Annotated in this window: 8 protein-coding genes and 1 pseudogene; 6 read left to right on the forward strand and 3 right to left on the reverse strand. The window is 59.6% G+C overall.

Annotated features, from left to right (window positions below; translation table 11 throughout):
* The 5 genes from PPP56_RS04915 to PPP56_RS04935 all read left to right on the forward strand — a co-directional run.
* On the forward strand, window positions 1-1,899 hold a 1,899-nt coding region (locus PPP56_RS04915), incomplete at its 5' end, for a phosphoenolpyruvate carboxylase (protein ID WP_353562915.1).
* Window positions 1,900-1,957: 58 nt separating this feature from the next.
* Window positions 1,958-2,827, forward strand: a complete 870-nt coding sequence (gene rfbA / locus PPP56_RS04920) for a glucose-1-phosphate thymidylyltransferase RfbA (RefSeq protein WP_353562916.1) — start codon at window positions 1,958-1,960, stop codon at window positions 2,825-2,827.
* 96 nt (window positions 2,828-2,923) lie between these two features.
* Entirely contained in the window at window positions 2,924-3,367 is a 444-nt protein-coding gene (locus PPP56_RS04925; protein WP_353562917.1) for a hypothetical protein, read from the forward strand.
* 28 nt (window positions 3,368-3,395) lie between these two features.
* Complete coding sequence (locus PPP56_RS04930) at window positions 3,396-4,586, forward strand: NHL repeat-containing protein (RefSeq protein ID WP_353562918.1); 1,191 nt, start codon at window positions 3,396-3,398, stop codon at window positions 4,584-4,586.
* A 66-nt stretch (window positions 4,587-4,652) separates the two neighbouring features.
* Window positions 4,653-5,675, forward strand: coding sequence for a beta-propeller fold lactonase family protein (locus tag PPP56_RS04935; protein ID WP_353562919.1), 1,023 nt, complete (start codon window positions 4,653-4,655; stop codon window positions 5,673-5,675).
* A 144-nt stretch (window positions 5,676-5,819) separates the two neighbouring features.
* Here the strand turns inward: PPP56_RS04935 and PPP56_RS04940 are convergent, their stop codons facing one another.
* On the reverse strand, window positions 5,820-7,406 hold the full coding sequence (locus PPP56_RS04940; protein WP_353562920.1) for a serine hydrolase: 1,587 nt from the start codon (window positions 7,404-7,406) through the stop codon (window positions 5,820-5,822).
* A gap of 101 nt (window positions 7,407-7,507) precedes the next feature.
* Window positions 7,508-8,722 carry an L-2-hydroxyglutarate dehydrogenase gene (gene lhgD, locus PPP56_RS04945; protein WP_353562921.1) on the reverse strand — a complete coding sequence of 405 codons (1,215 nt, stop codon included), beginning with the start codon at window positions 8,720-8,722 and terminating at the stop codon, window positions 7,508-7,510.
* Window positions 8,723-8,997: 275 nt separating this feature from the next.
* Here lhgD and PPP56_RS04950 point away from each other — a divergent pair, with 275 nt between their 5' ends.
* Window positions 8,998-10,719, forward strand: coding sequence for a S8 family peptidase (locus PPP56_RS04950; RefSeq protein WP_353562922.1), 1,722 nt, complete (start codon window positions 8,998-9,000; stop codon window positions 10,717-10,719).
* A gap of 244 nt (window positions 10,720-10,963) precedes the next feature.
* Here the strand turns inward: PPP56_RS04950 and PPP56_RS04955 are convergent.
* Window positions 10,964-11,486, reverse strand: a pseudogene (locus PPP56_RS04955) (hypothetical protein); the annotation flags it as partial.

The raw sequence follows: 11,486 nt of genomic DNA on the forward strand, positions 1-11,486 counted from the left end.
GAACTGAGCCTGTCGATCCGCCAGTACGGTCTGCCCGCGGTGCTCCGCGACTCGTTGGAGGCCGACCGTGCCAATGACCGCTTGCCGGATGCGATTGCCGACCGCTACGACCGCGAACCGTATCGCGAGAAGATCAGCTACATGATGGCGCAGCTCGAACAGCTGCAAGAGGCCACCGCGTACGAAACCCTCGAAGCCTGCCGCCTCGACCCACGCACCTCGGCCTACCGTCCCGACGACTTGCTGGCCGACCTGCAGGTGCTGGTCGACAGCCTCAATGAGCAGGGCTTCGCCGATGCAGCGTATACAGGCCAGCTGCATCGCACACGCGTGCTTGTGCGCACGTTCGGCTTCCACCTGGCTGCGCTCGATGTACGGCAGCACAGCAAGATCCATGAGTCGGCCGTCGCTGCTATACTCCGTGAGGCGGGCGTCACCGCGGATTACGCTGCGCTCTCTGAAGAGGAGAAACAAGCCGTACTCACGGAAGAGCTAAACAATCCGCGTCCGCTCCTGCGCAGCACCGAAAACCTGCCCAAAGACGCTGCGACGCTGCTGGAGGTGTTTGACCTGCTGCATACCATCCACAAGATCGATGCGAACGCAGTGGGTAGCTACATCGTGAGCATGACGCACTCGATCAGCGACGTGCTGGAGCCGATGCTGCTTGCCAAAGAAACCGGCTGGGGGCAGCATACCGAGTCCGGCTTCCAGGCGCCGCTCGACTTTGTGCCGCTCTTTGAGACCATCGATGACCTTGAACATGCGCACGAACGCATGACCGACCTGTACACGCACGACGCGTATCGCCCCCACCTGCAGGCACGCGGTCGCTTTCAGGAGGTCATGCTCGGCTACTCTGATAGCAACAAGGACGGCGGCTACTGGATGGCCAACTGGGCATTGCATCAGGCGATTGACCGGCTTGGGCAGACCGCCAACGACCACGATGTGGATCAGCGCCTGTTTCACGGACGCGGCGGCAGCGTAGGGCGAGGTGGCGGCCATACGCACCAGGCCATTCGCGGCCTGCCTCAGAGCGTGCATAACGGACGCATCCGCTTTACCGAGCAGGGCGAGATCATCTCGTTCCGCTATGGACTGCCCGAGATCGCCCGCCGGCACGTGGAGCAGATCGTGAACGCGATGATCACGACCACGGCCGAGCCCGACCGTGACGCCCCGCATCACGACGACGAGGTTGTTGCAGTGCTCGATACCCTTGCCGAAACCGCCCAAACGGCCTACCGCGAACTCATCGATGATGCCGACTTCTGGTCGTGGTACACACAAACAACTCCCATTGAGCACATCAGCCAGCTGCCGATTGCCTCGCGCCCGGTATCGCGCTCCGATGGCGACGACGTGGCGTTCGACGACCTGCGCGCTATCCCCTGGGTCTTTGCCTGGACGCAGACGCGCTTTAACGTACCGGGCTGGTACGGCACTGGCGCGGGCATTGCCGAGGCGATGCGCACCCACGACAATGCACGCGACATCTTGAAGCGCCTCTACCGCACCTGGCCGTTCTTTCGTGGCGCCGTTGACAGCGCCCAGCGTGAAATGGCACGGGCCCGCCTCGTTATTGCAGATATGTACGCCGACGCAGGCCCCGACGCCCCGTTCCCTGAACAGCTGCACGAGGACTTCGATGCGGCTCATGCTGCGCTTCTCGACCTGACCAACCAGCGTCAGCTTTTTGACAACAGCCCGGTACTCAAAAAATCGATACGGTTGCGCAATCCCTATACCGACGTGCTAAACCTGATCCAGATTGAGCTCATGCAGCGCCACGACGCAGCCTCGCAGAATGGGTCAGCGGATGAGGAAGCCCTCTTGCAAGAAGCCCTGCTGCTAAGCATCAACGGCATAGCCGCTGCTATGCAGAGTACGGGGTAGGATTCGAAGCGTGCAGTAGCCTACATCGATCTTTCTCGTATCCAACTCAAAGTCATATATGCGTGGCATTGTACTGGCGGGCGGGCGCGGCACGCGTCTGTATCCGGCGACCGAGGCGCTTAGTAAACAGTTGCTTCCGGTGTACGACAAGCCGATGATCTACTATCCGCTCTCGGTCCTTATGCTGGCCGGAGTTCGAGATATCCTGCTCATCACAACGCCTCGCGATCGCCCCCACTTTGAAGCGCTCCTGGGCGACGGCACCGATCGCGGACTTCGGCTGCAGTACGCCACGCAAGATGCCCCCCGAGGCATTGCTGATGCCTTTCGCATCGGGGCCGACTTCATTGGGGATGCGCCCGTCATGCTCATTCTCGGCGATAACCTCTTCTACGGCGATGGCTTGCAGCGCCGCTTAACGCGTGCCGCCGATACGCTGCAGGGCGGCACCATCTTCGGCTATCCAGTGAGCGATCCCGAACGCTATGGCGTCGTCGATTTTGATACTGACGGCACGGTGACGAACATTATCGAAAAGCCTGAAACGCCTCCCTCCAACACGGCGGTCACCGGACTCTACCTGTACACATCTGATGTCGTGGATATTGCCGCCTCGCTCACGCCTTCAGATCGGGGTGAACTGGAGATCACCGATGTGAACCGTGCCTACCTGCAGCGCGGCACGCTCACGGTAGAGCGCTTCGGACGCGGCATGGCCTGGCTGGATACGGGCACCCCCGATGCCCTCTGGGAGGCCACTAACTTCATTGCGACCATCGAGCGGAGGCAGGGGCTGAAGGTGGCCTGTCTGGAAGAAATTGCCTACCGCCAGGGCTGGATTGACGCAGAGGCCGTCGCGAAACGCGCCGAGATCTGTGGGAATAGTCCATACGGCGCGTACCTGAAGCGGCTCGTCACGGATCCGTGATCGGCGAGAGCACCAGCCAGACTTGCACGCCAGGTTCGCTGACGCTACATTCTAAAGTATATCGCTCCTCGTGTTCGTGCACTGGTCGCCCTACCCATGACCTCGATTCGGTACCAGCATACGCAAGTCGGCACCGTCATCTTGAGTGTTGTTGGGTTTGCTGCTGTTGGGCTGGCCAGCCTGATAGCCACGCAAGACATTTCCTGGCTGGTTGGGGGCCCTGTGCTTGGGTTGCTTGCCCTCACCCTCACCATCTTCTATGCGCTCACGGTTGAGGTGACGCCCACCACCGTTCGCTGGTATTTCGGATGGGGCGTTTGGTCGAAAGAGATCCCGCTGGCAGCGCTCCGCAAGGTCGAGCCCGTCACATACCCCTGGTACTACGGCTATGGCATCCGCTATACGCCCGAAGGCTGGCTCTACAACGTATCGGGAACGCAGGCGGTAAAGCTCGTGCTTCGGAATGGCACCCCGCTTCTGGTGGGCACCGACGATCCGGAGGGTCTCGTGCGTGCGGTCCGCCGGCATGCTAACTTATAACTGCTATCGTATTAAAACACCACTTCTCATGATGACTCATTATCACCCGATCAGTATAACGCACTGGTTTTACGTCACGCTCATCCTGGCTTTTGGGGCACTACTCGTGGTCGGGTGTCAAAGCGAAGCGCATGAGGTCTCCATCGAAGAGCGCGATGGGGTGCTTCATATCCGCAATGCCGGACTTGGACTGTGGGCCGACCGCGACGCATCGCCTATCGCTTTCGATCTTGAGCAGACCTACGGCGCCGACGATGGTACCGACGCAATGCTGGGCGATGCACGCACCTTCGTTGCAGACGATACGGGCTATCTGTACGTCTTTGACCGCCAAACCAGCCAACTCAAGAGCTTTGCCCCCGACGGCACGCTCCGCTGGACTGCCGGTCGTGAAGGCGAGGGGCCCGGCGAGTTTCAGAACACATTCCAAGAGCGCGTGCTTGCCCTCGATGGAACCGACCTGTACGTGCTCCATCAGATGGGAACCCGTATCGAACACTTCGATACCGACGGCTCCTACATCGACTCCTACCCTGTTGGTGAAGACATCCAGGTTACCGCGCTTGTCGGGATCTCTTCAAAAGGGTACCTTCTACTGGCTGCTCCCATTTGGGGACGTGTAGGTGAGCACCTCTACCGCTTTGATCTTGACACACAAACGATCGTTGATGACACAGAGATCGTCCTCCACGACGACCCCGTTGATGAAGAGGGATTAGCACACAGCGCAGGACTTACGGTCCACGGCGACTCCCTGGTTGGGCGGCTTGGCATTGGTCAGTATGCATTGTGGAGCCTCGACGCCTCGGGCACGCCAGCGCGTACAATTACTCGCGAAGTTGACTACATGGTGGGCGTTGGGCGCTACGACATGAACGGGGGCTTTCGCATCCGTGGATACAGTACCCTGAAGGGCCCCTTCGTCCTGCCAAGCGGACACTGGCTCGCTTTTACCTACCACGCGCCCGAGGTGCGCGACCCGGATGAGCAGCTCCAACGTGAGATCAACGAGAATGCATCTTCCCCCACGTACCGCGCCACCATCGATCTCTTTGATTCAGATGGACGCTTTCTGGATGCAATGGTCTGGGAAGACACGCAGACCCCAGACATTGGCGAGCCTGCTCAGATGGATGCGGAAGGCCGCCTATACACCATTGTTGAGGAGCCTTATCCGCAACTGAGGCGCTATGCTGTACGCGTGGCCACTCCGCAGTGAATCGAACAGCTTGATTTTGCGTGTAAATCGCTGTCACACTACATACCCTCAAGTTGAATAGTCAGTATGCGATACACAGCGTTTTTCATCGGCGGCCTCCTCCTTCTTTTCGGGGCACTCGCCGCCTGTACTGAGTCGCCTGAGAACGACGAGGCAGCCGCCAATGAAGCAGCTACCGAGGAGGCGTCGGCTGGAATGGTGCTCGTAGCTGACAAAGATGACGATGTCCTGTTTTTTGTGGACAGCGCGACCTATGCCGTTGTTGACACTATCGCCGTAGGACGCGGGCCGCATGAGGTCGACGTGCATCCCACACAACCACGTGCATATGTCGCCAATTACGAAGGCGAGGGAAGCATCTCAATTATTGATCTGGAAACGCGCACGGAGGTCGACCGCATTGCGCTGGAGTCGGGAAGTGCACCGCACGGCATCATGGTTGAACCCGGTGGCGAAGCCGTGTACGTTACCGCAGAGGGAATCGACGCTGTAATTGAGATGGATGCCCGGACGGGTGAGGTGCTCCGCACTATGACAACAGATCAGGATGTTACGCACATGCTTGAACTTGACCCCGACAGAGGCTACATCTATACCGCAAACATGGGTAGCGGAACAGCAACTGTGCTCAATATGGAGAGCGGAAGCGTCATCGACCATATCGCCACCGGCGCAGGGGCTGAAGGTCTTGCCCTTACCCCGGATGGGAGTGCCCTCTGGGTATCCAATCGGGGCGATGACACCCTTTCTATTATTGACCCTGAGTCGCTGGAGATTATTGATACGATTGAGGTGGAAGGCTTCCCGCTCCGCGTGTACATGACCCCGGATGGCACGACGGCCCTCATCTCTTGTGCTCAGGCGAATGAGATAGCAATGGTCGACGTGGCAACCCGCGAGGTGGTTGACCGCCTTCCAACCGGAGAGACCCCCGTTGGCGTACAGATTACGCCCGACAGCCGCAAAGCATTCGTCGGAAACATGAACGGCGGCTCCGTGACGGTGCTTGACCTCGTTGAGCGGGACGTTCTCGACACCCTTGAACTGGGCAGTGGTCCCGACGGCATGACATTCGTTCCTGCCAACTGATTGCCGGATCCTCCCCACACACAGCGTGTGCTCAAGCCCCCCTGTACGTCAAGTGCGGGGAAGTCAGTGCGGGGAAGTCAGTGCGGGGAAGTCAGTGCGGGGAAGTCAGTGCGGGGAAGTCAGTGCGGGGAGCACGTTAAAGCATTACTGCACGCGCTCAAACGCCACCTCGCGGTAGTAGTCGGTCGGGTAGATACCCACCTGTAGCAGCACCGGACGCAGCGTCCACCGTACATTTAGCGTCTGGATGGTTGCGCTGTCGTCCATATCGAACCAGACAAACTTTTCGCGCATAGCCGGGTTGCGCCACTCGGCTCGGAAGGTGTCGTGGTGCCAGTGCTCCAGATCGAGCGTCATGTCTTCGTTGTCCCAGAACGTAATGGCAAGTGCCCCTTCGTCGGTGGTAACCACTTCGGCATTCAGGTACAGCTCGTCGGTGTAGGTGCCGGTGTACGCATCCATTGCAAATGTTGGAGAGGTACCCTCTTGGCGCCGGGCCTCTTTGCGGAGGCGACGCTCCATGGCCGCCTCGTACTGCTGCTCGTAGGCTGCGCGAATGCGTGGGTGCCAGTTGCCGGTACCGCGCTCGCCCAGGAACGCATCCAAGACCTCATTGCCCACGGCCGTCATAAAGCGGTTGAAGGTATTCGTCATCACGACGATCCCTACATCTTCTTCAGGCAGCAGCACGAGGTTTGTATTCATGCCATCGGTAGCGCCCCCGTGTTGTAGGATACGATGCCCACGGTGCTCGCGCAGGCTCCACCCCAGCCCGTAAGCGTTCATCTCCGTGTACGGGTCTTGCGCAGCAAGCGGATTCTGAGCGCTGTGCATCTCACGCATCAGTGCTTCGTCAATGAGCCGGCGCCCTTCGTATACGCCGGGCGTGCCCAGATGCAAGCGCATCCACTGCGCCATTTCAGTAACGCTGGTGTTGACCGATGCAGAGGGGCCGACGTTGTCGAAGTTGCGAGGCGAAATAGGTCGTACTGTGCCTTCGATCTCTTGATGAGGAGCTGCGATGTTCTCGTCGTCGGGGTCGAACTGTGTGATGCTCGTGGTGGTGCGCTCCATCCCCAACGGATCGAACAGCTGCTCGCGAAGGAAGTCATCCCACGACGTGTCTGTAATAGCAGGAATAAGCTCGCCAGCCGCCGAGTACATCACGTTCGAGTAGACAAACCCCTGCCGGAAGGGCTGTTCGAAGTCGTGGTGGCGCATCTGGTGGAGGACGGCAGAACGCTCCCGATCGGGCAAGAAACGCAGCCGGTTTCCGGTCATACGCCCCACGCCAACCCGGTGCGCAAGCAGGTCGCGTGGCGTCGCCCGGGCTGTCACCCACGGGTCGCTTAGCTGAAACTCTGGCATGTACTCTACTACCGGTGTATCCCAGTCGAGCTCGCCGCGCTCTACCAGCATAGCGAGGCTGGCTGCCGTCATCGCTTTCGTCGTCGATGCTACGCCAAACACCGTGTGGGCGTCGACTGCTCCCGGTTCGTTAAGCGAGCGCACCCCGAATCCCTCAGCAAAGACGACTTCGTCGTTATGGACCACAGCCACGGCCATACCGGGAATCCCCCAGTCGGCCATCCCTTCTTCAATGTAAGCCGGCAGCCAGTCCAGGTCGACCTCCTGCGCCGAGGCGGGTCCGACAAGTACAAGGGCAAGAACGGCAAAGCACAGCGTGCATACGGATGTACGTAACAGACGTGGCATCGAGACAGAGCGCATGTTTGGGTGATCTTGAGCAATAGAAAGACAGCAGGCCCTTTCAGCAGGCTGCTTTCATACTACGATGCACTCCACTCATCCTCAACCGTAGCGCCCAGGGCTTACGCGCTCACGGCGTGCAGGCGCGGCGTAAGGTATGTATCGGTGATGTGCTGGCCGATCTGGAGGGATGCCGTAGCTGCGGGCGATGCGGCGTTGATCACATTCACCACGCGGTCGGTAGCCTGAATGAGGAAGTCGTCGACGAGCGATCCGTCGCGGCGCACGGCCTGGGCACGCACTCCGGCCGGCGACGGGATAAGATCATCGGATGTCACTTCGGGGATGAGGTGCTGCGCCGCCTGCACATAGGTCTGCTTGCTAAGCGACTGGGCCATCTCGTAGAGGCCCATCCGCCAGTGCTTGGCACTCAGCCGAACGAATCCCGGGTACGTAACCGTCTCCCATAGCTCTTTCAAGTTTACGTCGCTGAATGTGTAGCCCTCGCGCGCAAACGCCAGTACGGCGCTTGGCCCGCATTCAACACGGTCGTCGATCATGCGCGTAAAGTGCACGCCCAGAAACGGGAAATCAGGGTTGGGAACCGGGTAGATCAGGTTGTTACACAACCCGCGCTGCTCGCGCACCAGTTCGTAGTACTCTCCCCGAAACGGCACGATCTGCGCCCCCGGCTCCTGCCCGCTCATGCGCGCAATCTTATCTGAGTAGAGCCCCGCACAGTTTGCAGCCAGCCGCCCCCGCACCGAACCATTTTCGGTATGACAGACAACGCCCTCGTCTGTCACGTCGAGCGCCTCTACGGCAGCACCTGTGTAAACGTCGTATCCGTGAGCCTTCACCTGAGCCGCCAGCTCCTGTGCCATACCTATGTAGTCCACGATGCCTGCGCTGGGCACGTGCAAGGCAGCTACCCCCTGCGTGTGCGGCTCCAGTTCGTGCAGGCGCTCTGGCCCGATACGTGTACACTCAATCTGATTCTGGCGTCCCTTCTCCTGAATACGCTCCAGTTCAGGCACCTCGTCGTCTGTAACGGCCACGACCACCTTGCCGCACATGTCGTAATCTACCCCATGCTTGTCACAGAACGACACCAGCTTCTGGCGCCCCTTACGGCAGTTCTCGGCTTTCAGCGAGCCCGGTGTGTAAAAAACCCCCGAGTGGATAACCCCCGAGTTGCGTCCGGTCTGATGGGTGGCAACGGCATCTTCTTTTTCCAGGATAGCACATCGCAGTTCGGGGTGGGTCTGTGTAAGCTGGTAGGCGGTGGCCAGGCCCACAATGCCGCCGCCAATGATAACTATATCGTACGTATCCATGCTGACTGTAAACAATTAAAAGGGTAACAGGAGAGGCAACAAGACAAAGATACGCTGGGACTGTAGTGCAGACATGAGCCAGCGACGCATACGGCATGCGCTACCATGAAGCAGTTCATACACCGCATTTAGCTTGCACGACGCTTTTGCTTCTGTGTTCTTCCCACCACCTGATACGCACCGGCACGGCAGATCAGCTCTCTTGCCCTGAATCACCCTGCTCGGCTGCGGGTAGCATACGGTGTCTGTTGTTCTACCATGCGCCATTTACTGTTATGACTGCCTCGCTCCAGCGCGCAGCCGCTGCGCTTCTGTTCGTTCTCTGTCTTGGCGTTTTTGTTGGTGGATGCGCCAGCACCTCGCCCACAGCCCCCTCCGACACCACGCCCCCAGCGCCAGCGCCCCGTCTTGAGGTCCCCATACCAGAGCCCGACACTTTTGCCATAACCCCCGAGCGCCCGCCCCATGCCTGGTTTCATATGGATGCGGAGGCCGATGGCTATCCGGGACTGAGCACCTATCGCGCCCACACCACCCTGCTGGCTGATCGGGGGCCCGAGCGCACCGTAACGGTCGCTATCATCGACTCAGGCGTCGACACCGAGCACGATGAACTCGCCCCGCAGATCTGGCGCAACGAGGGCGAGGTGGCAGACACCGGCGCCGACGACGACGGCAACGGCTATGTGGATGACCTGCACGGGTGGAACTTCCTGGGCAACGCAGACGGCGAAAACGTAGACGCCGATACCTATGAGGTTACGCGACTCTATCGCACGTACAGCGACTGGGTCTCCTCGACCGACACGACCGACCTCTCTGCCGCCGGGCGCGACTCGCTGGACTACTATTACCGCATCCAGGCCGATTTTTATAGCGATCGTGACGAGGCGCAGCAGCGTCTTCAGAACGTACGCCAGGCCCATGAAACCGTGCAGCAGGTACTCCGCTACGTGCGCAATTATCTGGATGTCGAAGAGGTGACCCCCGCCGATGTAGCACGGCTGGAAGACGCCGACGACCCCGGCGCGCAGCAGTCCTTCGAGATCCTGACGTTTTTCTACGACCAGGGGCTTACCCCCAACGACATTAAAGATTTTTACGATCGGATAACCACACAGGTTGAGTATGGCTACAATCCAGATTTCGACCCGCGGCCTATCGTGGGCGACGACTACAACGATCTTTCGGAGCGCTATTACGGCAATTCTGACGTGCATGGCCCCGATCCCGGACACGGCACCCATGTAGCGGGCATTGTCGGAGCAGCACGCGACACGACGCTCCGTATCGACGGCGTAGCACCCGCTGTTCGCCTCATGCCCATCCGCGCCGTCCCTGATGGCGATGAGCACGACAAGGATGTCGCCAACGCTATTCGTTATGCCGCCGACAACGGCGCCGACATCATCAACATGAGCTTTGGAAAGGGCTACTCTCCACAGAAGCATGCGGTTGACGCGGCGGTGCGCTATGCTGATTCGCTCGGCGTGCTCATGGTCCATGCCGCCGGCAACAGTGCATCTGATAACGACGAAGGCGATAACTTCCCCACGCCATTCTATGAAGACGGCGATCGCGCCACACACTGGATTGAGGTCGGCGCTTCGGGATGGACAATGGATGAGGAGCTGGTGGCCTCGTTTTCAAACTACGGCGCTACCACCGTCGACGTATTCGCACCCGGCGCTGACATCTACTCTGCAACCACCGGCAACGCGTACCGGTTCAACAGCGGCACTAGCATGGCCGCACCTATGGTATCGGGCGTAGCCGCACTGCTGATGTCGTACTATCCGTCGCTTTCTGCTGAAGACGTGCGCGCAATCATTCTCGAGTCGGCGGTGTCGTATGCCGACCATGAAGTCACGCTGCCCAATGACAACCCTGACATGCCTGGTACCCAGGTTCAGTTTGGCTCACTTTCCGTTACAGGTGGCATTGTCAATGCATACCGCGCCGTACAGATGGCCAGCGAGCGTGTAGACCAACCGTAAACCAGCCCGGGTAAGGCGAGCCCTGTATGTTCTGTTGACGTGGTTGAGGTGTAAGGTAGGAAAAGGGTGGGCGAGAACGACAGGGCGCCTGCCCTCCCTGTGTTGGAATGAGATTCACTTCAGACAGGCCTGTACCCTGCGCAGGAGGGTCCGGACGCAGGAGAGTACGGCTTGAAGCGTTGACGAGAGGTCCTTGAGGAACGCTACAGACTCAGGACAGCGTGCTTCAGAGCAGCTTACGCATTCAGTCGATAAGTGCCGGTGCCCCTGACTTATACGATTCGTGGAGCGCCTTCATCGCTTCGGTGCGGAGCGCCTTTGCGTGCTTATGGCGCGGCCCCATCATCGTGACGCCGATGCTTACGCCTCCCTTCAACAGATCACTGCGGCGCTGCATCTTCTGGTGGGTGTGCACCGTCCACGCTTCCACATCGTCGATTGTGCCCTGGTAGAAAATGCCATATGTCAGCTCCCCAAACCGCTCGACGCGCTGGCCCGCGGCCATCTCTTCAAGCGCATCAAGGAGCAGCGCCTCTGCCTGCTCGACCGTGTCCTGGCCTTGTTCAGCCAGCATTTCAGAGCGATTCACGTGCACCAGAGCCAGAGCCAATGGGATGTCCGTGGCACGAGCTACCTCCATCTCCTCAGCGATAATCTCAAGCCGCGGTCGCGGTCCCTGTCGCTCTACCTTCGGCGATGGCGTCGTGATGTCGACAGAATCGGCCGTCACGTCGCCCTGATCCGAAGACGATTGTGCGGATGAGCGT

This window comes from Longimonas sp. (genome assembly GCF_040409695.1).
Classification (GTDB): Bacteria; Bacteroidota; Rhodothermia; order Rhodothermales; family Salinibacteraceae; genus Longimonas.

Bases quoted from the DNA above. Each gene is read 5' to 3' on its own strand.
- rfbA (WP_353562916.1), top strand. From the start codon at position 1,958: ATGCGTGGCATTGTACTGGCGGGCGGGCGCGGCACGCGTCTGTATCCG.
- PPP56_RS04930 (WP_353562918.1), top strand. From the start codon at position 3,396: ATGATGACTCATTATCACCCGATCAGTATAACGCACTGGTTTTACGTC.
- PPP56_RS04935 (WP_353562919.1), top strand. From the start codon at position 4,653: ATGCGATACACAGCGTTTTTCATCGGCGGCCTCCTCCTTCTTTTCGGG.
- PPP56_RS04925 (WP_353562917.1), top strand. From the start codon at position 2,924: ATGACCTCGATTCGGTACCAGCATACGCAAGTCGGCACCGTCATCTTG.
- PPP56_RS04950 (WP_353562922.1), top strand. From the start codon at position 8,998: ATGACTGCCTCGCTCCAGCGCGCAGCCGCTGCGCTTCTGTTCGTTCTC.
- PPP56_RS04940 (WP_353562920.1), bottom strand. From the start codon at position 7,406: ATGCGCTCTGTCTCGATGCCACGTCTGTTACGTACATCCGTATGCACG.
- lhgD (WP_353562921.1), bottom strand. From the start codon at position 8,722: ATGGATACGTACGATATAGTTATCATTGGCGGCGGCATTGTGGGCCTG.